The sequence below is a fragment of the Amycolatopsis coloradensis genome (genome assembly GCF_001953865.1).
GTDB classification, from domain to species: domain Bacteria; phylum Actinomycetota; class Actinomycetes; order Mycobacteriales; family Pseudonocardiaceae; genus Amycolatopsis; species Amycolatopsis coloradensis.
In genome coordinates this window covers 112,244-136,181 of sequence record NZ_MQUQ01000003.1, presented here as the reverse complement: position 1 = coordinate 136,181, position 23,938 = coordinate 112,244, and the positions used below count along the sequence as shown (strand labels likewise).

Sequence of the window (23,938 nt, the reverse complement as noted above, 5' to 3'; positions counted from 1 at the left end):
AGGTCGTGACGGTGATCCTGGCCAAAGAGCGTCTGGCGGTCTGTGCCTTCGCGCGCCGGATGACCACCGACGGATTGGTGATCGGCACGTCCGGCAACGTCTCCGCGAGGCAGGGCGAGCTGGTCGCGGTGACCCCGACCGGGGTCGACTACGCCGGGCTGCGGCCGGAAGACGTGCCCGTGGTGGACCTCGACGGCGAGATCGTCGATGGTTCGCTCGAACCGACCAGCGAACTCCCGATGCATCTCACTGTCTACCGGGAGGCGGCGGATCCGGACGGCAAGGCGGTCTCCGCCGTGGTGCACACGCATTCCGTGCACGCCACGGCCGTCTCCACGCTCGTCACCGAGGTGCCGCCGATCCACTACATGCTCGCCGCGATCGGCCCGACGGTCCGCGTCGCGTCCTACGCGACGTATGGCACCGAGGAACTCGCCGAAGCCATGCTGGAGGCCCTGGAAGGCCGCCGGGGCTGCCTGCTGGCCAACCACGGCACGATCACCTTCGGTGACGGTCTCGGCTCCGCGTACAGCCGGGCGCAGCAGCTCGAATGGGTCTGCCAGGTCTGGCTGACGGCGCGGGCGGCGGGAACGCCGAACCTGCTCCCGCCCGCCGAAATCGAGCACGTCGTGGAAAAGCTCCGCGGCTACGGACAGCGTTAGGAGGCCGCGGGCTCCGCTTCGAGATCCACCGCGTGCACCGCGTCGAGGAGTTCGACGACGTTGGGGTCGTCGACGGCTTCCTTGATGCACTGCCACAGCTGAAGATTCGCCAGAGCCCACCGCGAGTAGGTCTCGGCGGCCTTCGGGTTGTAGAAGTAGTAGCCGCTGTCGTGGACATCGCGTTGCTCGCCGACGATCTTGTGTGCCAGCTCGCGGAGGCTCAGCCCGTTCTCCCGCAAATAGCGATGGGCGAGTACGACGGGTGTCACCGGCAGCGCTTTGAACAACGTGTCGGCGTCGCTCAGCGCTTGGGCCTCCAGCGAGATGTGCCTGCCGCGGGTGGCCATCTCGGCCTCGTCGATGATCTCGTCGATCCGCCGGGCCACGGTTTCCCCGACCCCGCACTCCCGCAGGATGCCCAGGCGGAGGTCTCGACCGGCGGCCGCGGGGGAGTTCCGGAGCACGATGTAGTTCACGTCGTGCACCAGTGCCGCCACCTCCACGACGGTGCGATCCGCACCGTTGTGCTCGGCGAATCCCGCGGCCTTGGCCCGGACGAAACTGACGTGATGCCAGCCGTGGAACTGTAGTTTGTCCGCATAGCGCCAGCACAGTTGCCGGACGCGATGCTCGACGGCGTCGATGGCCTTGGCAGGAATCGTGTTCTTTCGCGCGCGCATACACCTCTCCGATCCCGTTTACGGACGGGTGGAGTAAGGGTATGCGCCTTCGACGGCGGTGTGTAGTTAGATGCGGCCGGCCAGGTCCCCCAATCGGACCTCCACCGGAACGTGACGATGCCCGATTCCGGTCTTCGGGTCATAGGAAAGACTGAACTCGCTTACCGGGCGTGATTTCACCAAAAACGTCATAGTCCCTTCGGTGGCTTCGGGAATCCGATGGAACTCGTCCGCGTACATGACGCCTACCGACCCGGCCTGGCACAGCGCGCTACGTCGTAACCGAACCGATGTGATCAATCCGGAGAGCTGATCGCGCAGAGTCGAATAACGCTCGTGGACGTAGTGACCACGGAGGATCGTGGTGCAGAAGTGATACCTGTGGTTGTGCACGGAATCGGCGTAGCCCGCACGCCAGTCCTCCGGCGCCTTGTACTCGTGGAGCCAGATCGAAAAGGGATCCGTCGGGGAGTCGAGCAGGCACCAGGCGAAATGGGTGGTCGTCTCGCGGGATCGGCCGAGTACCGCGCTCGCCTCGTCCGGGCTCAGCGAATCCAGGTGCTGCCGAAGGTCCGCGCGCAGATCGGGTCTCGACGTCCAGTCCCGGAAGATCTCGTCGACGACTTGCCAATGCTGGGCCAGCGGCAGGTCCGTCGTGCGGAGCAACGCGGACAACCGGGTGAGGGGGGACAAGCGAGTGAGCAACTTCAGCTCCTCAGTGCTAGTACTTTGCGACGCCGAGAGGTCAGGGGTTCAACTCGGCGAGTGTGGTGAACTCCTTCCGGAAGGAGTGGAATTTCCCTTCCAGTTCGAGGAAGTTCTCTTCGGACAGGGGAGCGCCCGTGATCTTTTCGTACAGAGCGAGGAAATCCGCCCTCGTCGTCGTGGTGGAGATGCGGAAGTGCCGTCCGGAACGGGATTGGGACACGCGCAGGAACTCGGAGCGTTCCTTGTTGTACAGGAAGGAACCTTCGCTGAACCGCAAGGTCCGCGGATACAGCGTGGTCGCGCCGCGGATGTCGCTGTACAGGGTCACCCACACGCTCTCGTCGAACACCTCGAGCCGGTCCAGCGGCGGGTCGGCGACGACGGTGATGTCCACCAGCGAGCACCGGCTGCGGGCCAGGAACAGCCCGACCAGGCCGATGCTGATCTCGTCGTTGAGCCGCGTTTGGATCGTCTCGTAGTCCATGCCCGCCTCTTCGCTCCGCAGGAGATAGCGGGCCCTGCCACTGATGGCCCCCTCGTCGCGCGGGTCGGCGATGACCACGCGAAGCTCCCTTTCGGTGCGGGACAACAGCAACCGGGCCGCGGCGTGCCTGCCGGAGAACCCGCGGAAGAAGTAGTGCCGGGCCACGTCGAGGTCTTCGGTCATGACCCGGTTGAACAACGGATCCGGATCGGCGGTCGCCTCGAACACGTGGGTGGGAAAGAATTCCCTGTTGAGTGAACGATATTCGGCGCTGAGCGCTTCCAGGGCGCGGCGGCTTTCTTCGATCACCGGGGTCACCAGCGCGCGCTGTGACGCGGCGGCGGTGATCAGGGTCTGGCCGAAGCCGACCACCGCGGAGATCAGGGTGCCGGTGCCCAGTGAAGTGAGCAGGGTTTTACCGGCGCCGGGATCCATCATGCTGGAGATCCACAGGCTGAGGCCCGCGACGACGACCAGTACGGTGAGCAACAAGCTCGTCCTGGTCCAGAAGATCTCTTGCAGTGGGGTACGGCGGAGCCGGTCGGCGTCCGCGGGCACGGGGTCACCTCCTTGATCCGCACCCGAACGGACGAACGCATTGCGTATCTGTTCGAGTGCGGGGAGTTACTCTACGCGCCTCGTGACCATGCCGAAATAAGAAATTCGGGGGAAAGATACCAACAGCGAACGTAACGCACGGCTATACCTTATTCGCGGCCGAGGTTTCGCCGAAACGCGGAAAAACCGCTCACGGAGCGTGCGGAAGGATCCCTTCGTACCAGGCGGGGCCGGGCTTCGCGGACGACAGTGTTTCGACAACGGCCGAAGACGGCGCGGTGTACACCGTGGGGAAGTCGATCTCGCCTCTGGCGGGGTCCAGTGTCCACGCGAGCCGCTCATCTTCCGGTGAACTCTGTCGCAGGAAGGGAAAGTGGGCGTTCGCGCCATTTTTGTTCCCCCTCGGGTCGAGCCGGATCCACCGGTCCAGGCCGGCGAGATACACGCCGTTGAGCCCGTGCAGGACGCCGATCCGCTGATAACAGAACCCGGCCGGGATGCCTTGGCTGCGAAGCAAAGCGGCCAGCAGGTGGGCCTTCGCGTAGCAGAGGCCGACCCGCTCGCGCAGAACCTCGGAGGCCATAAGAGTGACGCGGGAATCGGCGGCAACCACCGTATGGGCGATGTCGTCGCGCACGAAGTGAAACATCGAACGAATCACGTCGACTTCGGTGCCGCCGGTCGGTGCCAGTGCGTCAGCCGTTTCGCGGATCAGTGGATGATCGTGATCGATGACCGCGTCGGCGGTCAGGTAATCGTCGAGCCGCTCGGATTCGACCTCCAAGGTGATTTTCACGCGGCTCCGTTCAGTACGGTGTCGACGGCTTCTTCAAGGAATTTCGGGCCACCCTCGCCGCCGCGCAGGAGCAGCCGGAACCAGATCGCCCCCGCGAGCAGATCCATCACCACGACCGGGTCGACGCCGGATCGCAGTTCGCCCCTCGTCACGGCACGGTCGAAGATCGGCTCTTCGCGTGCCAGACGGTCGGCGAAGAAACTCCGCGACACCTCACCGAGTTCCGGACGGCGAGGGCCCGCCGTCAACGTCGCCGTGACGACCGGCGCGGTGTGTTCCGAGGTCAGCAACCGGTGGATCTGGGTCGCCACGGCGAGAAGGTCGCCGCGGAGGCCGCCGGTGTCCGGGACGTCGAGCGCGAACAGACCCGATTCGCGCAGTGCCGCGGCCAACAGCGCGTCCTTGGACGGCCACCACCGGTACAGCGTCGTCTTGTTGACGCCGGACCGGGCGGCGACGGCCTCGATGGCGAGCTTCTCGTAGCCGTGTTCGGCCAGCAGGTCGAGAGTCGCGGCGAAGATCGCCTCGACCTTGCGGGGACCGTTCTGCGTGCTCATCGGACGACAATACAACGCACCGTTGCGTTGTGCGTCGAACGCCAGTACTTTGCAACGCAACGGTGCGTTGCATTCAGGAGGTAGTCCATGGTCCCCATCGTCTTCGTCCACGGCATCCGGCTCAGCGGTGCCGCCTGGGCCGGGCCGCTCGAACACTCGGGCCCTTCCGCGCGAGCAGTCGATCTGCCCGGGCACGGCACTCGCCGAGGTGAGCGCTTCACCCTGACCGGCGCGGTGGACGCCGTGGTCGAAGGCATCGAGGAGCCCGCGCTGGTCGTCGGGCACTCGCTGGGTGGCTATGTCGCGATCGCCGCGGCCGCGAGGCATCCGGACCGGGTCGCCGGTCTCGTCATCGCGGATTCGACCTACCTGCCCGGCAGGACACTGGAGGCGCCCTTCCGCATCGCGCACCGCCTGCTCATGCGGCTCCCGGATCGAGGAGAAGGACTCGGCCGACGGCAGTTCCGGAGTGTGCTGCCACCGAAGCTCGCCGAGGCCGTGATCGGCGGCGGCATCGCGACCGAGGTGATCCCGGACGTCGCCAAGGCCTTCGCCGACTTCGACGTGCTCGCCGAACTCGGCACCTACCCGGGACCGACCTGGCTGATCAACGGCTCCCGCGACCACTTCCGCCGCCACGAGCGCCGCTTCCTCGACGCCTGCGCCGACGGCAGGCTGATCATCGTCCCGAAGGCGGGGCACTACCTGCCGATGGCGCGCGGCGAGGAGTTCTCCCGGCTGGTGCTGGACGCGGCCCGCGGCCTGCCTCGTCGCACGTCGGCTACTTCAGCAGGCCACGGGTCTTCGCCGACCTGTTGACCGGACTCGTCTGAGCCGGTGCCCTGGCGCACCCGTCGCCGGTTGCGCCAGGGCTACGTCAGGCCGTGGCCCCGAGACTGGTGATTTCCTGTTTCAGCGCCTCACGCAGTGAGTCGTGCCGAGTGCTCAAGAGATATTCCGCGATCCGCCAACGATCCGCCGGGTGGAGCCAGACCGGCCGTCCGACGAGGTCCGCCGGCTCCCAGTCGTAGCGTGGCCAGATATGCGCGTGCAGGAACGGGTCAGTGTTACCGAGGATCTCCAGGTTGACCCGACGGAAGCCGGGGTCCCGCCGTGCACAGACTTTCTCGACCGCTTCGCCGAGCATCTCCATGTCTGCCAGGAACTCCAGCCGCCGCGTCTTCGGCAGGTCGGTCAGCCTGCCGACGCCGGGGGTGTCGGTCAGCAGGACGCAGTAGCCAGGCAGGAACTGGGTATCGCCGATCACCGCGAATCCCGCGCCCAGTCGTCGAAGCACCGTCGGGTTCTCGCCGCGCAGCGCCGAGCCGATCCGATCCCGTTTCCAGTCATCGGTCATGAGTCAAGCTAGCCGACCGGCATGAGCGAGCCTTCGGCGTTGGTCGTGAACTGGGTCGCCAGCCGGACCGGCCCGGGGTGCGGGGCCAGGACGATCGACGCGAACGGGGTCGAGGTCACCCCGGTCGCGTAGTTGGTGTGGAGATGCACGCTGACATGCACGTTCCGGTCGGCGGGGATCTCGAACGTGACCGAGCCCCACGAGACCACGTACTGCCTGCCGTCGATGCTCGCGAAAGGCGCGTAGTGGCGCACCGCGTTGGCACTGAAGGGAGGTATGTCGACGACGAGCAGCCGACGAGGACCGTCGTGGTTGTCGACGTAGGGGATCACGCCGGGCTGGCTGGCCAGGTCGGTCATTCTCGGTGCTCCATCAGAACTGGTAGTAGAGAAACGGGCTGAACGTCCCGGTCGCGATCAGGATCGCCGCGTAGATCAGCCCCACGGTCATCACGCCGATCCGCAGCGCCGTCGCCGGGCGGCTCCGCGAAGACTCCAGCAGCGGGCCGGTCACCGGATGCGCGGGCAGGAAGATGATCGCCAGCGCGCACAGCAGGATGATGAGCCGCTGGTTGGTCACGGCGCTTTCGACGACGTCGGTGAGGCCGGTGAAGTCCGGCAGCACCATGTGCCCGATCATGCCGAGCGCGTGCGGCAAATCCTTGGCGCGGAAGAACACCCAGCCGAAGACCACGAGCACGAGCGTCAGCGCGCGGCGGCCGATGCGGGCGGCCGGGGTCTTCGGGGTGACGTCGTAGCCGAAAGCGCGTTCCACGATCAGCAGCGCGCCGTGGTAGACGCCCCAGATCAGGAACGTCCATTGCGCGCCGTGCCAGAACCCGGTCAGCACGAAGACGACGCACAGGTTCCGGTACGTGTGCCCGGCGCCGGTGCGGTTGCCGCCCAGCGGGATGTAGACGTAGTCGCGGAACCAGCGTGACAGGGACATGTGCCAGCGCCGCCAGAACTCGGTGATGGTCACCGACGAGTACGGCCTCGCGAAGTTCTCCGGGAGCCGGAAGCCGAGCATGCGGCCGAGCCCGATCGCCATGTCGGAGTATCCGGAGAAGTCGAAGAACAGCTGAAGCGTGTAGCCGATCGCGCCGAGCCAGGCGATCGCGAAGGTCATCTGATCCGGGGGAGTGGTGAAGCACGCGTCCACCATCGGGCTGAGCGAGTCCGCGATGATCGTCTTCTTGCACAGCCCGAGCGCGAAGCGCGGGAAACCGGCGGCGATGTCATCGAGGCGGTGCGAGCGCTGCTGCGGCAGCTGGTCGGCGATCTCGCGGTAGCGCACGATCGGCCCGGCCACCAGCTGCGGGAACATCGCGATGTACGCGGCGAACGACACCGGGTTGCGCAGCGCGCGGCGTTCACCGCGGTAGATGTCCACCACGTACGAGATGTGGTGGAACGTGTAGAACGAGATGCCGATCGGGATGACCAGGTCGGCCACCGGGAAACCGCCGCCGAACCAGTGCGTCACGGCCGCGATCTGCTGGGTCGCGAAACCCGCGTACTTCCAGATCAGCAGCATGCCGACGTTGAGGCCGATGACCCCGAGCAGCAGCCGCTTGCGCCGCTTGTTCTGCAGGTCCCACGCGTTCGGCTCCAGCGCGGGCCCGGCCAGGAAGTTGACCACCATGCAGCCGATCAGCACCAGCGTGTACGGCCCGGCGCCGGTGGCGTAGAAGATCAGGCTGCCCGCGGCGACGATGCCGTTCCGCCAGCTGCGCGGGCACACCAGCACGGCGAGCAGTACCGCCGGCATGAAGTACCACAGGAACAGCGGCGAAATGAACGACATGGGTGCGGGGTCTCCCAGAGCGGTTACGCGTTATCCGCTGGTGACCTTAGCCTGAGGGCCCCGCCCGATGTCGATGAACTACGTGTCGGCGAAGTGCGGGGTCAGACACGTCCCGTGAGACGGCGGCGGCGCGCCACCTCGGCCAGCAGCACCCCGGCCGCGACCGACGCGTTGAGCGACTCGACACCGGCCGCCATCGGGATCGACACGGTCGCGTCGCAGGTCTCCTTGACCAGCCGGGAAAGGCCGCGGCCCTCCGAGCCGAGCACGATGACCAGCGGGTCCGCCGCGAGGTCGAGTTCGTCGATGTCGACCGAGCCGTCCGCGTCGAGGCCGACGACCATCAGGCCGTCGTCCTTCCACGCCTTCAGCTGGCGGGTCAGGTTGGTCGCGACGGCGATCGGCAGCTTGGCGGCGGTGCCGGCGGAGGTCCGCCACGCGACCGCCGTCATCCCGGCGCTGCGCCGCTCCGGCAGCAGGACACCGTGCGCGCCGAACGCGGCGGCCGAGCGGATCACGGCACCGAGGTTGCGCGGGTCGGTGACGCCGTCGAGCGCGACGAACAGCGGAGTGTTGCCCGAGTCCTTCGCCGCGGCCATCAGGTCGCCGGGGTGCGCGTACTCGAACGGCGGAACCTGGAGGCCGAGGCCCTGGTGCATGGCCCGGTTGGTCTTGCGGTCGAGTTCCTCGCGCGGGATCTCCAGGATCGAGATGCCCTTGTCGCCGGCGAGCCGGACGGCCTCGTTGACGCGGTCGTCGATCTCGATGTTGACCGCGACGTACAGCGCGGTGGCCGGTACGTCGGCGCGCAGCGCCTCGACCACCGGGTTGCGGCCGGCGATCAGTTCCGGCTTGTCGGCCTTCTTCTGCCGTGCCTGTTCCTTGCGGTCCCGCGCGTTGGAAATGCGGTACGCCTTGTGCCCTGGCCGGTCTTCGGCCTTGGGGGTCGGGCCCTTGCCTTCCAGGCCCTTCCGGCGCTGGCCGCCGGAACCGACGACCTGACCCTTCTTGGTGCCGGGCTTGCGAATAGCGCCCTGGCGCCGGGAGTTGCCTGCCATCAGTGAGAATCCTTGAGCTAGAAAAGCGAGTAAGTGTCAGACGTCCTTTACGGTCCACTGTGGACCGTTCGGGGTGTCTTCCACCACGATGCCCGCCTGCTGGAGGCGGTCACGCGCGGCGTCCGCACGGGCGAAGTCCTTCTCGGCGCGGGCCTGCTGCCGTTCGGTGAGCAGCCCTTCCACGAGATCGGACAGTGCCTGCCGGGTGGGCGTTTCGTTGCCGCCCGCCTCGGACCAGCGCGCGGAGAGCGGGTCGAGGCCGAGCACGTCGGTCATCGCGCGCACGGAGGCGGCGAATTCGAGTGCCTTGGACTTGTCGGCTGCGTCGAGGGCCGCGTTACCGTCGCGGACCGTGTTGTGCAGCACTGCGAACGCCTGGGGGGTGGCCAGGTCGTCGTCGAGCGCGGCGGCGAAGTCCTTCGGCACCTCGCCGAGGTGGACCTCACCGGCGATGCCCGCGGTACGCCGGAGGAACTGCTCGATCCGCCGGTAGCCCTGCGCGGCTTCGGCGACGGCTCCGTCGGAGTACTCGACCGTCGACCGGTAGTGCGGCTGGACCAGGTAGTACCGCAGTTCGGGGGCCCGGTAGTTCTTGAGCATCTCCGGAATCGACACCGTGTTGCCCAGCGATTTGGCCATCTTCTCGCCCGCCATGGTCACCCAGGCGTTGTGCAGCCAGAACCGCGCGAACGGGTCGCCCGCCGCGTTGGACTGGGCGCGTTCGTTCTCGTGGTGCGGGAAGACCAGGTCGATACCGCCGCCGTGGATGTCGAACTCGGGGCCGAGATAGGCCGTCGCCATCGCCGAGCACTCGAGGTGCCAGCCGGGGCGGCCTTCACCCCACGGCGTCGGCCACGACGGCTCACCCGGCTTCGCGCTCTTCCACAGGGTGAAGTCGCGCGGGTCGCGTTTGCCCTCGGCGAGGGTCTCGCCCTGCTGGACCTCGTCGAGCTTCTGCCCGGACAGGTCGCCATAGCCGTCGAACGCCTTGACCGAGAAGTACACGTCGCCGCCGGAGGCGTACGCGTGCCCGCCGTCGATCAGCCGCCGCATCAACTCGACCATCTGCGTGACGTGCCCGGTCGCCCGTGGGGAGATCGAAGCGGGCAGGCAGCCCAGCGACTCGTACGCCGATTCGAAGGCGCGCTCGTGCGTGGCGGCCCACTCCCACCAGGGACGGCCCGCTTCGGCGGCCTTGGTGAGGATCTTGTCGTCGATGTCGGTGACGTTGCGGACCATCAGCACGTCGAGTCCACTGTGGACGAGCCAGCGACGCAGGACGTCGTAGTTCAGCGCGCCGCGGATGTGGCCGATATGGGGAATGCCCTGCACGGTGGCACCACACACGTACATGGACGCCGTTCCGCTACGGGCGGGGTGGAATTCCCGCACGCTCCGGGTCGCGGTGTCATAGAGGTGTAGTGCCACCCTAAAAGGGTACGGGGTCCGCGTGAGCGGCGTCGCAGTGACCGTATTACAGCACGTTATGGGTCCGCAGGGCGCCGAGAAGGGCGTCGGGCCGCTCGGTCGTCGGCAGCGGCTCTACCAGCGCGAACGCGCAGCCGACCGCGCGTGCGGCGCCGTCGGCCTCCTCGCTGTCGCCGACCATGAGCGTCTCCGCCGGGTCGACGCCGAGCCGCTCGATGGCCGTCCGGAAGATCTCCGGCTCCGGCTTCACCGCTCCGACCTCGAAGGACAGGACGAACTCGTCGACGAAGGCGTCCCAGCCGCGGCGGCTGAAGGCGGGCCGGATGTCGAAGGCGATGTTGCTCAGCACCCCGACCTTGACGCCCTTGCCTGCGACGCCCTTGAGGACGGCCTCGGTGTCCGGGTACGGCGTCCACTGGGTGGGATCGATCAGCCGGGTGTAGAGCGCGACGGCCTGGTCGGCGTGCGGGACCCCGGACCGCTTGAGGACCTCGAGGTACACCTTGCGGTGCAGCACCGGGTCGCGGTCGCGGTTGTGCCAGGCGTACAGGTGCTCCTCGTCGAGGTCGACGACCTGGCCGACGGGCGCGGTCATCCGGCGCATCAGTTCGGTCTGGGCCTCGAGGTCGAGGTTTTCCCCCTCGTGATCGGTGAGGTCGGCGAGCCAGGTCTCGTCCTGCTCGAGCCGGAAGACCGTGCCGGAGAAGTCGAACAACACAGCGCGATAGGTCACGACCCCACATTAGCCACGATCGGGGGGCTTTGGCCTCCTCCCGCTTGTGTTATGAACGGACCGTTCATAACAAATCTTGTTATAAACGGTCCGTTCATAACAGCGTCAGGCGGCGTTGCCGGTGATCCTGGTGGGCGTGATCCGGACCAGTACGCGGACGACCTCCGCCGGCTCGTCCGGGTAGTCCTTGCCGAGGTATTTGTGCGAGAGTTCGTTGATCAGCTCGCGCCCGCCCTCGTCGGTCATCTCCACGGTCCCGCGGATCTCGACGTAGTTGTACGGGTTCTCCTGATCGAACACCGACACGGACACCCGCGGGTCCCTGGCCATGTTCCGCTCTTTGAGACGGCCGCGGACGGTCGCGAAGATCACCGTGTCGCCGTCCCGCTTCGCCCACAGCACGGACGTCTGCGCGGAGCCGTCGGCGTTGATGGTGGCGAGGACGGGGAAGTTGTTGCCGTCGAGGAGTTTCTTGGTCTCATCGTTGAAGGTCACACCCATGGGATGAGCCTAATCAACGAACGTTCCCGGCGATCCTGTCCACCCGCAGCCGGACGATCACCCGCTCGGCTTCCGGGCCTTCCGGCGGCGGGTCCTGGCCGAGGTACTTGTGGCTCAGCCGCTTCGGCAAGGTCTTCTCGGGGTCGGGAGTGATCGTGACCGTGCCGCGCAGTTGCGTGTGCCGGTACGGGTTCTCCGCGTCGGTGATCGACACGCTCGCGCGCGGATCGCGGCGGAGGTTCCGGACCTTCAGCCTGTCTTCGGTGGCGCTGAAGACCAGATCGCCGTCGTCGAGGCCCACCCAGATGACCGAGGTCTGCGGACCGCCGTCGGCGTCCAGCGTGGCCACGGTCGCGAAGTTCTTGCCGTCCACCAGTTCTCGGACCGGTTCGGGAAGTGTGACTGCCATGACGGGGGAGAACCGATCCCCGGCGTGCCCTATTCCTGCGAGGGCAGGAGCAACGCCGTCGCGAACGCCGCGATGCCTTCGCCGCGTCCGGTCAGGCCGAGCCCGTCGGTCGTCGTCCCGGAGACGCTCACCGGCCCGCCGACAGCCTTGCTCAGCACTTTTTGCGCCTCTTCGCGGCGCTTCCCGACGCGCGGCGCGTTGCCCACGATCTGGACGGTCGCGTTCCCGACGGTCCAGCCGTCCGCCTCGACCAGCCGCCGCGCCTCGGCGAGGAACTCGACGCCGTGCTTGCCCGCCCACCGCGGATCCCCGGTGCCGAACACCGCACCGAGATCACCGAGCCCGGCCGCGGACAGCAGGGCGTCGCACAACGCGTGCGCCGCGACGTCGCCGTCGGAATGCCCCGCGCAACCGTCGACGCCGGGCCAGCGGAGACCGGCGATCCAGCATTCGCGGCCCTCCTCGACGGGGTGGACGTCGACGCCGTTGCCGATCCTCACAGCGTTTCCTCTTTCCCGGCCAGCGCGATCGCCTCGGCCAGTTTCAGTTCGAACGAATTCGTGACCCGCATCGCATCGGGGTGCCCGGCGACGGTGTGCGCGCCGTCGAGGGACGGTTTGTCGACATACGAGAGAAAAGTCTCACGCGTGAAGCCGAACGGGGTTTGCGCCGTACGCAGGTACGAGCGGTCTTCGGTGCCCGTGATGACCTTCGCCGCGTCGGTCATTTTCACCGTGTCAGCCATCGGTAGTACGGGAACCACGAAAGGCGATCCCGCACGGACAGCGTCCGCGACGGTACGGATCGTGTCCGCGGGAGTGAAGGCACGCAAAGCGTCGTGCACGAGGAAGACGGGATCCCCGGCGATCTCTTTTTCGACGGTGTCGAAAGCTTCTTTGAGCGACGAGCCGGGTACTATCCGGCAACGCTGCGGGAAGTCGCGCAGAGCGGCCGAAAACGACAGCGCACACCGCTCGGGGGCCGCCACGACCACCAGATCGAGATCCGGTAGGGCGAGCAGCCCCCGCACAGTGTGCGTGAGTAGAGCTTCACCATTGACCGGCGCGAGAGCGAGCTCCGCGTCGGAGGCATGGTGTGGAACGGCAGTGACGAACACGATCGTGCTCAGGGGAACGGTGCTCATATGCGCACGATCGTAGAGGTATCCCGCGCAGCCTCACCTGGCGTGGGACACCCGCCGGTTCAGACTGCCGCGGTTTCCAGAACTTCGTCGAGGAGGACTTCAGCCTTGTCCTCGTCGGTTCCCTCCGCGAGCGCCAGCTCGCTGACCAGAATTTGCCGCGCCTTCGCCAGCATGCGCTTCTCGCCGGCTGAAAGTCCGCGGTCCTTCTCTCGTCGCCAGAGGTCGCGCACCACTTCGGCCACCTTGTTCACATCGCCGGAGGCGAGCTTCTCGAGGTTGGCCTTGTACCGACGAGACCAGTTCGTGGGCTCCTCGGTGTGCGGAGCACGCAGAACGTCGAAAACCTTGTCCAGTCCTTCTTGCCCGACGACATCACGAACACCGACGATCTCGGCGTTGTCAGCGGGCACGCGAACCGTAAGATCCCCTTGCGCGACTTTGAGGACGAGGTACTTCTTCTCCTCGCCCTTGATCACGCGGGTCTCGATGGCTTCGATGAGTGCGGCACCGTGGTGCGGGTAGACGACGGTCTCTCCGACCTTGAAAACCATGTGTCCTCTGCCCCTTTCGCTGAATTCATCTTAGCACGTGCCGACGAGGCCCACCTAGCGGCCCGCGATCGTCGTCGCAGGTCAGCGGCCTGATGGTGCTCCGCCCGGGGGTTGACAAACTCAATTCGCCCATGCTCATGCAGGTGAGAAGCGAACGTTTTCCAATTCCTTTGTGGACGGTTGATCTTGGGCACGTCACCGCATTGGTGGCGTGTCAACACGCACCGGGTTCTTCGTCCGCGAAGCCGCCCGGCTAGTCTTCGCGGTGAAGAGGCCGTGAGATGGAAGGACTCCGACGTGAGGCTGCAGAATCGTCGCGTGTTCGGCGCAAGTGTGCTGGCGCTCGGCGCCGCGCTCGTGCTCGCTGGCTGCGGTGCTGGTCAGATCACCCAGACCGACTCGCAGCAGCCCGCGGTCAACGGGACGTACGCGCAGGCGAAGGACCTGGTGCTGCGGAACGCCGCGCTCCAGTTCCCGGAAGAGGGCCAGGCGTACCCGGCCGGCGCCGCCGTGCCGCTGTCGCTGACCATCGTGAACCAGGGCAAGCAGGACGACGAGCTCGTCTCGGTCTCCTCCGAGGCCGCCACCGGTGACGCCAAGATCTCCGGCGCCAAGGTCATCGTCTCGACCCACGCGCTCGTGATCGGTCCCTCCGACGCGGTCGAATCGACCAAGGAGGTCGCTCCGACGAGCGCCGCTTCCTCCGCGCCGTCCTCCTCCGGGGCCCCGTCGTCTTCGGTTGCCCCGTCGAGCAGCGAGTCCGGCGCCCCGTCGTCGAGCGTCGCCGGGACGGTCACGCCGTCCGCGGGCCCGGAGCAGTCCGCCGAGGTGGGCAAGGCCACCGTCGTGTTGCAGGGCCTGAAGCAGCCGGTGTGGGCGGGCCAGACGATCAAGGTCACCTTCGTCTTCAAGAACTCCGGTTCGATCACGCTGGACCTGCCGGTCGCGGCGCCGTCGCACCCGGGCAGCCGGGCGCCCGCCCCGGAGAAGGAAGCCAAGGGCGGCGGCCACTAGATCTCCCAGAAGTACATGAAGGCCCCCTTCATTGCGCCTAGCGCAAGGAAGGGGGCCTTCATGTACTTACGAGGTCCGTCGCTGCCGTGGATTGTCGGTGGTGGCCGCTAGCCTCGCGGGGTGGTCAAGAAAGGCAGCACCTACCGCTGCGGTGAATGCGGGTACGAGGCGCCGAAGTGGGTCGGGCGCTGCCCTGAATGCCAAGCATGGGGAACGCTCGAGGAGCGCGGCGACGCCCGCCCCGCGATAGCCAGGGTCGCCGCGGGCGCGCCCAGCGCCCCGGCACGTCCGATCGGCGAGGTCGACGTCGAGACGGCGCGTGCCAAGCCCACCGGCGTCTCCGAACTGGACCGCGTCCTCGGCGGCGGGTTCGTGCCGGGCGCGGTCATCCTGCTCGCCGGTGAGCCCGGTGTCGGCAAGTCGACCCTCCTGCTGGAGGTCACCTATCAGTGGGCGGCCACCGCGGGCCGCGCGCTGTACGTCACCGGCGAGGAGTCGGCCGGGCAGGTGCGCCTGCGCGCCGAGCGCACCGGCAACGTCCACGACGAGATGTTCCTCGCCGCCGAAAGCGATCTCGCCGCGATCCTCGGCCACGTCGACGCGGTCAAACCGGGTGTGCTGATCGTCGATTCGATCCAGACCATGGCCTCACCTCAGGTGGAGGGCTCGCCGGGCGGGGTCACGCAGGTCCGCGCGGTCACCTCCGGGCTGGTCGCGCTGGCCAAGGAACGCGGGCTGCCGATCGTGCTGGTCGGCCACGTCACGAAGGACGGCTCGGTCGCCGGTCCACGCGTGCTGGAGCACCTGGTCGACGTCGTCCTGCACTTCGAGGGCGACAAGCATTCGACGCTGCGGATGTTGCGTGGCATCAAGAACCGCTTCGGCGCCGCGGACGAGATCGGCTGCTTCGAACTGGTGGAGGAGGGCATCGTCGGCGTCCCCGACCCCTCGGGCCTGTTCCTGAGCCACACCGCCGAGCCGGTCGCGGGCACCGCGGTCACGGTGACCATGGAGGGCAAGCGCCCGCTGCTGGGCGAGGTCCAGGCCCTGGTCTCGGCGACCCAGTCGCCGCAGCCCCGGCGCGCGGTGAGCGGGCTCGATTCGGCGCGCGTCGCGATGGTGCTGGCCGTGGTCGAGAAACGGGCGAACATCAAGGTCGGCGACAAGGACGTCTACGTGGCGACGGTCGGCGGCATGAAGATCACCGAGCCCGGGATCGACCTCGCGGTGGTGCTGGCGCTGATGTCGTCGGCGAGGGACACCCCGCTCTCACCCAAGCTCGTCGCGATGGGTGAGGTCGGCCTTTCGGGCGAGGTCCGGCGGGTACCGGGCATCGGGCGGCGGCTCGCGGAGGCCGCCCGGCTCGGCTTCACCTACGCGCTGGTGCCGCCGGATTCCGGCAAGATCCCGCCGGGGATCCGGGTGCTGGAGGTCGCGGACGTCGCGAGCGCGCTCAACGCCGCCAAGCACGCCCGCTAGGGACCCGCCCGGTCGGTGATCTGCGTCGTCACCGTCGTGTCGTGGATCGACAATCCGGGAAAGCCGGGGTCGGACCGGTTCCGTTCGGCGTTGTGGCCCGCGAGGTGTGCCGTCGCCAGGTCCACGACGAACGTCCTGATCTGGTCGGTCTCCCGGACGGTGAACGAGATGGCCGGACGCTTGTCGGGAGTGGTCACGTTCGTCTCGAGCGTGATACCCGGCGCCTTCGCGAGCGCCTTGCACAATGCCACCCGAAGGTCGCTGTAGCCGTGCGACGAACGCATGACGCTGAGGGCCATGTCGTACATCTCGGGTGCCGCGTTCACCTTGCCGTCCTTGTTGGCCTCGCGCAGCCGTTCGAGCAGCTTCGCCGGGTCGGTGGGCAGCCCTTCGAGGAATTCCTTGCTCGGAAGTAGCCAGTTGCTTCGCGGCGGTTCGTCCCGCTGGGTCGAGACGGGTGCGCCCGGCGGTGAACTCGTCGTGGTCGGACCGGCAGCCGGTCCACCCGTCGGCATCCGCCCCGGGCCTTCCCAGCCGGAGGTGACCGTCGCGCCGGGGATCGCCTCGCCTTTCGCCCTCGCCGTCTCGTAGTCGCCCTTGAACCAGCGGATCTCACCGGTCCTGGTGACCCGCGTCATATGCTTGAGGGCCCAGTCCGACGGCAGCCATCGCTCGGTGGTCTCGCGCGTTTGGTAGATCACCCCGCTCTTCTTGCCGATCCACGTCTTCCAGGTCGACTCGGTGGAGAGCCAGTACTGCTGACCGGTCAGGGGGAGATCAGCGCCGCGCAGGTCTTTCAGGGGGTCCATGTCCGGGGCGGCTGCCGTGTGGTGGGCCGCGGTGTCCTGGCCGTCGTCGCCGACGAAGACGTTCGTCACCACGATGGCCCCGCCGGACACCAGCGCCGCGGCGGCCGCGGCCGCGATCCACCGCCACGAGCCCGGCCGTTTCCGCGCCGGGGGCGCTGCCATGGGGAGGGCTTCGTCCTCGACCTCACCCGCGGCGCGCAGCAGCGCCGCCTTGGCGCGGGACAGTTCGTCCTGCCGGACTTCCGGCCCGGAACGGAGGTCGGCCAGCGCCTGATCGAGTTCGGCGTCGGACCACACCTTCCTGATGCTACCGCCCGGCACTTTCACCCTCTCCTTCGCGAGTTAATTCGTCCTTTGTGGACTGCGAGTTGATCTCCGGTGCGTTGGCGCGCAACCATCTTCGGATCCGGTGCAGCCGGGATCTGACGGTGCCGGCGGGGATGCCGAGCGCCTCGGCGACCTCGCCGGGGTCCAGACCCGCCCAGGAGACCAGCAGCAGGGTGTCGCGGTCCGCCACGCTCAACTCGGCCAGCGCGCCGGCCAGCTGGGCCGCGCGGGACTGCGCGTCGACCCGCTCGGCGACGCGGCCGTCGTGTCCGGCCGAGATCATCTGGGAGGTGGCCGCCAGCCGGGCCGTCGCGTTGAGCGCGCGGGTCTCGGTGCGGACGTGGTGCCGGAGCAGGTTGGTCGCGATGCCGTAGAGCCACGCCCGGGCCGTCCCGGCCTCCGGGCGGTACGTCTCCCGCCGCCGGAACGCCACGAGGAACGTCTCGGCGACGAGGTCGTGCGCGGTCTCGGTGCCGACGCGGCGCGCGAGGTAGCGCTGCAACGGGGCCGCGTGGGCGTCGAAGAGCGCGCCGAAGACGGGCGCGGGGTCGGGGCCACCGAGATCCGGTCTGTCCTGCCCCCGCGAGCCCGCCTGCTCGTGATCGTTTTTCATCACCTGCACGCTCACTCTTGCCCGATGGCCTCCCGGGCGTTCATCCGACCCTACTTTCGTCGTGGGCCGATCAGGGAGGACGCAGGTGGAGATCAAGACAAACATGGTCGAACGGGCAATTCTGTGCACTATTCACCATTGAAACTTGAAACTGGGGAAGGATTACCATGCGCCGACTCAGGACCGCGCTCGTCGCCGCGCTCGCGGTGTCCGCACTGATCACCGTGCCGGCGGTGGCCGTCGCTCAAGCGGGGCACGTCGTACCCGCTCCCGACTTCGTGAAGTCGATGGCGCCGCCCGCCAAGGTCGAGGGCGTCAAGGCGGCCGCGGAGCTCACCATCCAGTACCAGATCCAGGAGACCGGCTACTGGTGTGGCCCGGCCGCCACCCGGATCGCCATCTCGGCCAAGAACGGCAATCCGCCGAGCCAGCAGCAGCTCGCGAACGAGCTCCCGACCAGCACCAACGGCACCGACTGGATCGGCCAGGTCACCCGTGTCCTCAACGCCCACGTCGGGGGCGGCTGGTACGAGACCAAGGAGATGCCGAACGACCCGCCGACCCAGGCGCAGCGCGACCTCCTGTGGCGCGACATCGTCCTCGACGTCGACAAGGGCTACGCGATCGTGGCGAACATCGTCGCCCCGGCGAACAACCACCCGCCGGGCTACCCGAACTACACGATCTACCACTACTTCACGATCATCGGCTACAACAGCGACAACATGACGGTGAAGATCGCCGACCCGGCCAACTTCGGCGGCAACCAGATCTACTGGCTCACCTTCAACCAGCTCGCGACCCTGATCCCGCCGAAGGGCTACTCGGCCTGACCCCCTCCCGCGTTTCGTCCTCTAGTTGCGGTAGTTCGCGCTACCAACTACCGCAACCAGAGGACGACTCGCGGAGAGTTGTACGAATCTTGTACGGGCGGGTTCGAAGATCGGGATATGCGCATCAAGACGCTCGGTCTGCTGGCCGCCTCAATGCTGGCCCTCATCGCCGCGCCGGCCCAGGCCGCCGACGGCAACCCCCTTGAGAAGACCAACGGCTTCTACACGGACCCGAACTCCAACCCCGCGGTCTGGGTGAAAGACCACCCTGGCAGCACCGCCGACAAGATCAAGGCCGCCATCTCCACCAAGGCGGGTGCGCGCTGGTTCGGCAACTGGAGCGGCGACGTCAAGAAGGCCGTCGACGGCTACACCTACGCCGCCGACGTGGCCGACAAGCTGCCGATCCTGGTCGCCTACAACATCCCCGGCCGCGACTGCGGCGGCCACTCCGGTGGCGGCGCGGGCAGCCCGGAGGCCTACCGGACCTGGATCTCGAACTTCGCCGACGGCATCGGCGGCAAGCCCGCGGTCGTCGTCATCGAGCCGGACGCCCTCGCGCAGGTCGACTGCCTGCCGACCGGTGAGCGCCAGACCCGCCTCGACCTGCTCAAGTACGCCGCCGAGCAGTTCGCCGCGAAGGCCCCGAACACCTGGGCCTACATGGACGGCGGCAACGCGACCTGGATCCCCGCCGCGACCATGGCCGACCGGCTCAACGCCGTCGGGGTGAAGTCGATCCGCGGTCTCGCGATCAACGTGTCGAACTACAAGACCACCACCGACTCGGCGAACTACGGCCGAAGTGTCAGTGCTGCGCTGTCGAGCAAGTACGGCTACACCAAGCCTTTCGTGATCGACACGAGCCGCAACGGCAACGGCCCCAAGGGATCCGAGTGGTGCAACCCGGCCGGGCGCAAGCTCGGGACGCCCTCGCAGACCGGCGGCGGCGCCGAGATGCTGCTCTGGGTCAAGGTGCCCGGTGACTCCGACGGCAAATGCGGGATCGCACCGAACGTCGAAGCCGGTCAGTTCAGCCCCGACCTGGCCCTGCGCCTGATCAGCGGCACCTGACCCACCCGAAACCCGTCGCGCCGGCTGTTCGTCTGTGACTTTCGTTCTCCCGAGAAGGCGAAGGCCACGACCCCTTGGACAGCAGCCGGCGCGACGCCTCCAAGTAACCGAAGGGGCCCTTCACCGCGTGCAATGCGGTGAAGGGCCCCTTCGTGGCGTCTGAGGCGGGGCGGCTCCCGTGATGCCGAGGCGTGTCGCGAAAGCCACTTTCGGGACATCAGACGTCCCCGAAGTGGCTTTCGCGACACGCGGTCGGAGAGCGGTGAGGCAGCCTCGTGCAAGTCCGGAGCGCCCGACTCGTGAAGTCCTTCGGGCGACCCGAGGGACTTCACGCGTGTCCTAGCGGGCGAGCAGGTTCGCGCAGCGGATCAGCCCGATGTGCGAGTACGCCTGCGGGTGGTTGCCCAGCGAGCGCTCCGCGATCGGGTCGAACTGCTCGGGCAGGAGACCGGTCGGTCCCGCGGCGTCGACGATCTGCGTGAATAGTTCCTCGGCCTCGGTGCGGCGCCCGGTGAGCAGGTACGCCTCGATGAGCCAAGCCGCACAGATGTGGAAACCGCCTTCGCCGCCGGGAAGGCCGTCGTCGCGGCGGTAACGGTACACAGTGGACCCACTGCGCAGCTCCGCCTCGATCGCGGTCACCGTCGACTGGAACCGCGGGTCGGCCGGGTCGATCAGCCCGGTCAGCCCGACGAACAGCGACGCGGCGTCGAGGTCCGTTCCGTCGTAGGCGGTGGTGAAGGCCTGGACCTCTTCGTTCCAGCCCTTCTCCAGCACGTCCGCGGCGATCTCGTCGCGCAGCGAGGGCCACGCGCCCGGTACCTGACGGCCGTAGACCTCGCCCAGCTTGACCGCCCTATCGATGGTCACCCAGCACATCACTCGCGAGTACACCCGGTGGCGCGGCACGTGCCGCTCTTCCCAGATGCCGTGGTCCGGCTCGTTCCAGCGCCGCGTGACGGCCTCGGCCATCGCGCGCACCATCTGCCAGTCCTCGTCGCGCAGCTCGCCGCGCGCTTCCGCCAGTGTCTGCACGAGTTCGACGACCGGGCCGAAGACGTCCAGCTGCACCTGGTGGTTCGCCAGGTTGCCGACGCGGACCGGCCGCGAACCGGCGTATCCGGGCAGCGACTCGATGACCGCCTCGGCGCCGATCACGCTGCCAGCCAAGGTGTAGAGCGGATGCAGCCGTTCCGGACCGGCCAAAGTGGACAGTACGCCGTGCAGCCAGCGAAGGTAGCCTTCGGCCTCCTCGGTCGAGCCGAGGTGGACCAGTTCGCGCACGGTCATGGCCGCGTCGCGGATCCAGCAGTACCGGTAGTCCCAGTTGCGGACGCCGCCGATCTCCTCCGGCAGCGACGACGTCGCGGCCGCGAGCACGCCACCGGTGTCGGTGTTGACCAGCCCGCGCAGCGTCAGCGCCGAGCGGCCGACGAGGTCGGTCTGGACGCTGGGCAGCTTGAGCGTCTGCGCCCAGGTGCTCCAGTAGTCGCCCGCGCGGGACCGCCGCTCCACTTCGGACAGTTCGTGCGCGGCGAGCTCCGAGGTGCCGCAACGGAGTTCGAGTACCACCGGGTTCTCCGGTGACGGGGTGACGAGCGCGGTCGCGGTGTCGTTCATGCCGTCGGAGGTGATCTCCCACTCCACACCGGGCGAACGCAGTGCGAACGGCTCCGAGGTGCCCTGCACCAGGATCCCGTCGCCATTGGCGACCAGTTTCACCGGCACACCACCGAATTCGGGCCGCGGCGCGAACACGATCTCCGCCGCCGTCTCACCCGAGATCACCCGGACGAGATCCGTGCGGTGCGCGGGGCTCTCCGGCTCGATGTAGTCGGTGACGAGCAGCCGGGACCAGCGGGTCTCGACCGTCATCGTGTTCGGCAGGTAGCGCTGCCCGAGCGGCAGGCCGTTGCGGTGCGGTTTGATCGAGAAGTGCCCGGCGCCGAGGCCGCCGAGCAGATCCGCGAAGATCGCGGGCGCGTCGGGGCCGGGGTGGCACAGCCAGGTCAGCCGGGCGTCCGGTGTGACGAGCGCGACCGAACGCTCGTTGGCCAGCATGGAAAGCCGCTCGATCGGCGGCGCCTGCTCGCCGTAGAGCCAGTTGCGGCGCTCTTCGAGCAGGAAGGCGAGCACCATCGCGACGTCGACGGTGTCCGGGACCCGGTACTGCGCGAGGCTTTCGCCCTCGCCGACCTTCACGCCGATGTCCGGGCCGGAGATCCGAGCGAACGCCTTCTCGTCGGTGACGTCGTCGCCGAGGAAGATCGCCGCCGTCGCGCCGACCTGGTGGCGCAGGGTGTCCAGCGCGCGGCCCTTGTCCGTCTGGACGACCGCGAGTTCGACGACCTCCTTGCCGTCGGTGGTGGACACGCCCTCCCACCGCGAAGGTCCATTGTGGACATCACGGAGGACGCGGCGGCCCGCCTCGTGCTCGGCCCGGCGGACGTGCACCGCGATGCTCGCGGGCTTGACCTCGAGCGAGACACCCGGCACGTCGAGCACCAGGTTCTCCAACTCGGCTTCGAGCCGTCTGTGCAGTTCGCGGGCCTTGTCGTCGAGCGCGTGGATGAAGCCGATGTCGAACTCGGATCCGTGGCTGCCGACCAGGTTCACCTCGGCCGGGAGACGGGACAGGGTCGCGAGATCGCGCAACGCGCGGCCGGAGATGACCGCGGTGGTCGTCTCGTGCAGCCCGGCCAGCGACCTGAGAGCGCCCACCGATTCGGGCAGTGGCCGGGCTTCGTCCGGGTTGGCCGTGATCGGGGCCAGCGTGCCGTCGTAGTCGCAGGCGACCAGCAGTCGCGGGGTCCGCGCGACCTGGACAATCGCGCGCCGCAACTCGGCGGGCAGTGCCTCGGCGGTCAACGATTTCTCCTCGGGAACTAAGCGGGGTATGGGGACACGGTCAGTCGGCCAATTCGGCACCGAGCGCTTGGAGGAACGAGCGCGCCCAGCGGTCGACGTCATGCGTGAGGACCTGTCGTCGCATGGCGCGCATACGTCGGCGTCCCTCTGCGGGGTCGAGCGTAATGGCAGTCTCCAACGCGTTCTTCACCCCGTCCAGGTCATGGGGGTTGACCAGGAGCGCGCTGGTCAGCTCCGCCGCGGCGCCGGCGAACTCGGACAGCACGAGCGCACCGCCGAGGTCGTGGCGGCAGGCGACGTACTCCTTGCAGACGAGGTTCATCCCGTCACGCAAAGGTGTGACCACCATGACGTCGGCCGCCGAGAAGAACGCGGCCAGTTCGGTCCGGTTCACGGACTGATGCAGATAATGCACGACCGGGCGACCCACGCGGGCGAATTCACCGTTGATTCGCCCGACCATCTGCTCGATGTCACCGCGCATCCGCTGGTAGTGCTCGACGCGCTCCCGGCTCGGCGTGGCCAGCTGGACGAACGTGACGTCTTCCGGGCGGACGCGGCCTTCGTGCAGCAGCTCGTGCAGCGCCTGTAGCCGCAGGTCGATGCCCTTGGTGTAGTCGAGCCTGTCGACGCCGAGCAGGACCTTCTTCGGGTTGCCGAGATCACGCCGCAGCTGGGCGGCGCGTTCGGCCACGCCCTTGGTCTTGGAGAGCTTGTCGAGGCCGATGGCGTCGATGGAGATCGGGAACGCGCCGACCCGCACCGTCCGGTCGCCGACCTGCATCAGACCGGGGCGGGTGCGGATGCCGACCGCGCCGCGGCTGGATTCGAGACCGGCCAGCTGCCTGGCCAGCCAGAGGAAGTTCTGCGCGCCACCCGGCCGGTGGAATCCGACGAGGTCGGCGCCGACCAGGCCGCGGACGATCTCGGTCCGCCACGGCATCTGCATGAACAACTCGACCGGGGGAAACGGGATGTGCAAAAAGAACCCGATCCGGAGGTCGGGGCGCAGTTCGCGCAGCATCGCCGGGACCAGCTGGAGCTGGTAGTCCTGGATCCACACGGTCGCGCCCTCGGCGGCCACCTTCGCGCTCGCCTCGGCGAAGCGCCGGTTCACCCGGACGTAGGACTCCCACCAGCTCCGTTCGAACACCGGCCGCGCCACCACATCGTGGTAGAGCGGCCAGAGCGTCGCGTTCGAGAAGCCCTCGTAGTAGTCGCGGACGTCGTCCGAGGTCAGGGAGACCGGGTGCAGGACCAGGCCGTCGTCGTCGAACTCCTCGACCTCGACGTCGGGTACACCCGGCCAGCCGACCCAGGCGCCCTTGCGGGACCTCAGGAACGGTTCGAGCGCCGACACCAGCCCGCCGGGGCTCGCCGTCCAGCGCCTGCTCCCGTCGGCGGTCCGTTCGAGGTCCACCGGAAGGCGGTTCGCCACCACGACGAAGTCCGCGGAAGCCGTTCTGCCCGTCTCTGCCATCACTTCGTC

The 23,938-nt window shown here is 67.9% G+C and carries 26 protein-coding genes; 6 read left to right on the top strand and 20 right to left on the bottom strand.

Going from position 1 to position 23,938, the window contains the following annotated elements; all coding sequences use genetic code 11:
* Positions 1-11: 11 nt before the first annotated feature.
* Complete coding sequence (locus BS329_RS04200) at positions 12-662, top strand: class II aldolase/adducin family protein (protein WP_076156793.1); 651 nt, start codon at positions 12-14, stop codon at positions 660-662.
* Here the strand turns inward: BS329_RS04200 and BS329_RS04195 are convergent.
* From BS329_RS04195 to BS329_RS04175, 5 genes are all read right to left on the bottom strand, one after another.
* A complete protein-coding gene (locus BS329_RS04195) occupies positions 659-1,342 on the bottom strand; it encodes an HD domain-containing protein (RefSeq protein ID WP_076155826.1) in 684 nt (227 codons plus the stop codon). The two genes, BS329_RS04200 and BS329_RS04195, sit on opposite strands and share 4 nt — an antisense overlap.
* A gap of 66 nt (positions 1,343-1,408) precedes the next feature.
* On the bottom strand, positions 1,409-2,047 hold the full coding sequence (locus BS329_RS04190; RefSeq protein WP_076155825.1) for a hypothetical protein: 639 nt from the start codon (positions 2,045-2,047) through the stop codon (positions 1,409-1,411).
* Positions 2,048-2,087: 40 nt separating this feature from the next.
* Positions 2,088-3,026, bottom strand: a complete 939-nt coding sequence (locus BS329_RS04185; RefSeq protein WP_143252896.1) for a hypothetical protein — start codon at positions 3,024-3,026, stop codon at positions 2,088-2,090.
* A 256-nt stretch (positions 3,027-3,282) separates the two neighbouring features.
* On the bottom strand, positions 3,283-3,888 hold the full coding sequence (locus tag BS329_RS04180) for a transglutaminase-like domain-containing protein (protein ID WP_076155822.1): 606 nt from the start codon (positions 3,886-3,888) through the stop codon (positions 3,283-3,285).
* Positions 3,885-4,445, bottom strand: coding sequence for a TetR/AcrR family transcriptional regulator (locus tag BS329_RS04175; protein ID WP_076155820.1), 561 nt, complete (start codon positions 4,443-4,445; stop codon positions 3,885-3,887). Before BS329_RS04175 ends, BS329_RS04180 begins: the two co-directional genes overlap by 4 nt.
* 87 nt (positions 4,446-4,532) lie before the next feature.
* On the opposite strand from BS329_RS04175, the gene BS329_RS04170 reads away from it, so the two are divergent.
* Positions 4,533-5,264, top strand: a complete 732-nt coding sequence (locus BS329_RS04170; RefSeq protein ID WP_076155819.1) for an alpha/beta fold hydrolase — start codon at positions 4,533-4,535, stop codon at positions 5,262-5,264.
* 58 nt (positions 5,265-5,322) lie between these two features.
* On the opposite strand, the gene BS329_RS04165 is transcribed toward BS329_RS04170, so the two are convergent.
* The 11 genes from BS329_RS04165 to BS329_RS04115 form a co-directional block, all read right to left on the bottom strand.
* On the bottom strand, positions 5,323-5,802 hold the full coding sequence (locus BS329_RS04165; RefSeq protein ID WP_076155818.1) for an HIT family protein: 480 nt from the start codon (positions 5,800-5,802) through the stop codon (positions 5,323-5,325).
* A gap of 8 nt (positions 5,803-5,810) precedes the next feature.
* The gene (locus BS329_RS04160; protein WP_076155817.1) at positions 5,811-6,161 is read right to left on the bottom strand and encodes a hypothetical protein; all 351 of its coding nucleotides are present in this window, start codon (positions 6,159-6,161) and stop codon (positions 5,811-5,813) included.
* 13 nt (positions 6,162-6,174) lie between these two features.
* Entirely contained in the window at positions 6,175-7,608 is a 1,434-nt protein-coding gene (locus BS329_RS04155) for an MBOAT family O-acyltransferase (protein ID WP_076155816.1), read from the bottom strand.
* Between the two features lie 101 nt (positions 7,609-7,709).
* A complete protein-coding gene (gene rlmB / locus BS329_RS04150) occupies positions 7,710-8,666 on the bottom strand; it encodes a 23S rRNA (guanosine(2251)-2'-O)-methyltransferase RlmB (RefSeq protein ID WP_076155815.1) in 957 nt (318 codons plus the stop codon).
* 36 nt (positions 8,667-8,702) lie between these two features.
* The gene (gene cysS, locus BS329_RS04145) at positions 8,703-10,094 is read right to left on the bottom strand and encodes a cysteine--tRNA ligase (protein ID WP_076155814.1); all 1,392 of its coding nucleotides are present in this window, start codon (positions 10,092-10,094) and stop codon (positions 8,703-8,705) included.
* A 46-nt stretch (positions 10,095-10,140) separates the two neighbouring features.
* Positions 10,141-10,827, bottom strand: coding sequence for an HAD family hydrolase (locus BS329_RS04140; protein WP_076155813.1), 687 nt, complete (start codon positions 10,825-10,827; stop codon positions 10,141-10,143).
* Positions 10,828-10,932: 105 nt separating this feature from the next.
* On the bottom strand, positions 10,933-11,328 hold the full coding sequence (locus BS329_RS04135) for a PPOX class F420-dependent oxidoreductase (protein ID WP_076155812.1): 396 nt from the start codon (positions 11,326-11,328) through the stop codon (positions 10,933-10,935).
* Between the two features lie 13 nt (positions 11,329-11,341).
* Complete coding sequence (locus BS329_RS04130; RefSeq protein WP_076155811.1) at positions 11,342-11,737, bottom strand: PPOX class F420-dependent oxidoreductase; 396 nt, start codon at positions 11,735-11,737, stop codon at positions 11,342-11,344.
* Between the two features lie 29 nt (positions 11,738-11,766).
* A complete protein-coding gene (ispF, locus tag BS329_RS04125) occupies positions 11,767-12,237 on the bottom strand; it encodes a 2-C-methyl-D-erythritol 2,4-cyclodiphosphate synthase (RefSeq protein WP_076155810.1) in 471 nt (156 codons plus the stop codon).
* Positions 12,234-12,881 (bottom strand): IspD/TarI family cytidylyltransferase, encoded by a 648-nt coding sequence (locus BS329_RS04120; protein WP_076155809.1) that lies wholly within the window; start codon positions 12,879-12,881, stop codon positions 12,234-12,236. The genes ispF and BS329_RS04120 overlap by 4 nt, the downstream gene beginning before the upstream one ends.
* A 59-nt stretch (positions 12,882-12,940) precedes the next feature.
* Entirely contained in the window at positions 12,941-13,432 is a 492-nt protein-coding gene (locus BS329_RS04115; RefSeq protein ID WP_005165253.1) for a CarD family transcriptional regulator, read from the bottom strand.
* Positions 13,433-13,729: 297 nt separating this feature from the next.
* On the opposite strand from BS329_RS04115, the gene BS329_RS04110 reads away from it, so the two are divergent.
* Positions 13,730-14,446 (top strand): copper chaperone PCu(A)C domain-containing protein, encoded by a 717-nt coding sequence (locus tag BS329_RS04110; RefSeq protein ID WP_076156790.1) that lies wholly within the window; start codon positions 13,730-13,732, stop codon positions 14,444-14,446.
* A 120-nt stretch (positions 14,447-14,566) separates the two neighbouring features.
* Entirely contained in the window at positions 14,567-15,925 is a 1,359-nt protein-coding gene (radA, locus tag BS329_RS04105; RefSeq protein ID WP_076155807.1) for a DNA repair protein RadA, read from the top strand.
* Here the strand turns inward: radA and BS329_RS04100 are convergent.
* Positions 15,922-17,055, bottom strand: coding sequence for a CU044_5270 family protein (locus BS329_RS04100; protein WP_076155806.1), 1,134 nt, complete (start codon positions 17,053-17,055; stop codon positions 15,922-15,924). The genes radA and BS329_RS04100 overlap by 4 nt on opposite strands.
* The gene (locus BS329_RS04095; protein WP_084749427.1) at positions 17,042-17,683 is read right to left on the bottom strand and encodes an RNA polymerase sigma factor; all 642 of its coding nucleotides are present in this window, start codon (positions 17,681-17,683) and stop codon (positions 17,042-17,044) included. The genes BS329_RS04100 and BS329_RS04095 overlap by 14 nt, the downstream gene beginning before the upstream one ends.
* Before the next feature lie 158 nt (positions 17,684-17,841).
* On the opposite strand from BS329_RS04095, the gene BS329_RS04090 reads away from it, so the two are divergent.
* The gene (locus BS329_RS04090) at positions 17,842-18,507 is read left to right on the top strand and encodes a C39 family peptidase (protein ID WP_076155804.1); all 666 of its coding nucleotides are present in this window, start codon (positions 17,842-17,844) and stop codon (positions 18,505-18,507) included.
* Between the two features lie 117 nt (positions 18,508-18,624).
* Positions 18,625-19,581 carry a glycoside hydrolase family 6 protein gene (locus BS329_RS04085; RefSeq protein ID WP_076155802.1) on the top strand — a complete coding sequence of 319 codons (957 nt, stop codon included), beginning with the start codon at positions 18,625-18,627 and terminating at the stop codon, positions 19,579-19,581.
* A 339-nt stretch (positions 19,582-19,920) separates the two neighbouring features.
* On the opposite strand, the gene otsB is transcribed toward BS329_RS04085, so the two are convergent.
* Together otsB and BS329_RS04075 are read right to left on the bottom strand one after the other, a co-directional pair.
* Positions 19,921-22,449, bottom strand: coding sequence for a trehalose-phosphatase (gene otsB, locus BS329_RS04080; protein ID WP_076155801.1), 2,529 nt, complete (start codon positions 22,447-22,449; stop codon positions 19,921-19,923).
* Positions 22,450-22,489: 40 nt separating this feature from the next.
* Positions 22,490-23,929, bottom strand: coding sequence for an alpha,alpha-trehalose-phosphate synthase (UDP-forming) (locus BS329_RS04075; protein WP_076156785.1), 1,440 nt, complete (start codon positions 23,927-23,929; stop codon positions 22,490-22,492).
* Between the last annotated feature and the right edge of the window lie 9 nt (positions 23,930-23,938).

Coding starts and splice junctions, on each gene's coding strand:
- BS329_RS04195 (WP_076155826.1), bottom strand. CDS start 1,342: ATGCGCGCGCGAAAGAACACGATTCCTGCCAAGGCCATCGACGCCGTC.
- BS329_RS04175 (WP_076155820.1), bottom strand. CDS start 4,445: ATGAGCACGCAGAACGGTCCCCGCAAGGTCGAGGCGATCTTCGCCGCG.
- BS329_RS04170 (WP_076155819.1), top strand. CDS start 4,533: ATGGTCCCCATCGTCTTCGTCCACGGCATCCGGCTCAGCGGTGCCGCC.
- BS329_RS04165 (WP_076155818.1), bottom strand. CDS start 5,802: ATGACCGATGACTGGAAACGGGATCGGATCGGCTCGGCGCTGCGCGGC.
- BS329_RS04160 (WP_076155817.1), bottom strand. CDS start 6,161: ATGACCGACCTGGCCAGCCAGCCCGGCGTGATCCCCTACGTCGACAAC.
- BS329_RS04155 (WP_076155816.1), bottom strand. CDS start 7,608: ATGTCGTTCATTTCGCCGCTGTTCCTGTGGTACTTCATGCCGGCGGTA.
- rlmB (WP_076155815.1), bottom strand. CDS start 8,666: ATGGCAGGCAACTCCCGGCGCCAGGGCGCTATTCGCAAGCCCGGCACC.
- BS329_RS04135 (WP_076155812.1), bottom strand. CDS start 11,328: ATGGGTGTGACCTTCAACGATGAGACCAAGAAACTCCTCGACGGCAAC.
- BS329_RS04130 (WP_076155811.1), bottom strand. CDS start 11,737: ATGGCAGTCACACTTCCCGAACCGGTCCGAGAACTGGTGGACGGCAAG.
- BS329_RS04120 (WP_076155809.1), bottom strand. CDS start 12,881: ATGAGCACCGTTCCCCTGAGCACGATCGTGTTCGTCACTGCCGTTCCA.
- BS329_RS04115 (WP_005165253.1), bottom strand. CDS start 13,432: ATGGTTTTCAAGGTCGGAGAGACCGTCGTCTACCCGCACCACGGTGCC.
- BS329_RS04090 (WP_076155804.1), top strand. CDS start 17,842: ATGCGCCGACTCAGGACCGCGCTCGTCGCCGCGCTCGCGGTGTCCGCA.
- BS329_RS04085 (WP_076155802.1), top strand. CDS start 18,625: ATGCGCATCAAGACGCTCGGTCTGCTGGCCGCCTCAATGCTGGCCCTC.
- BS329_RS04075 (WP_076156785.1), bottom strand. CDS start 23,929: ATGGCAGAGACGGGCAGAACGGCTTCCGCGGACTTCGTCGTGGTGGCG.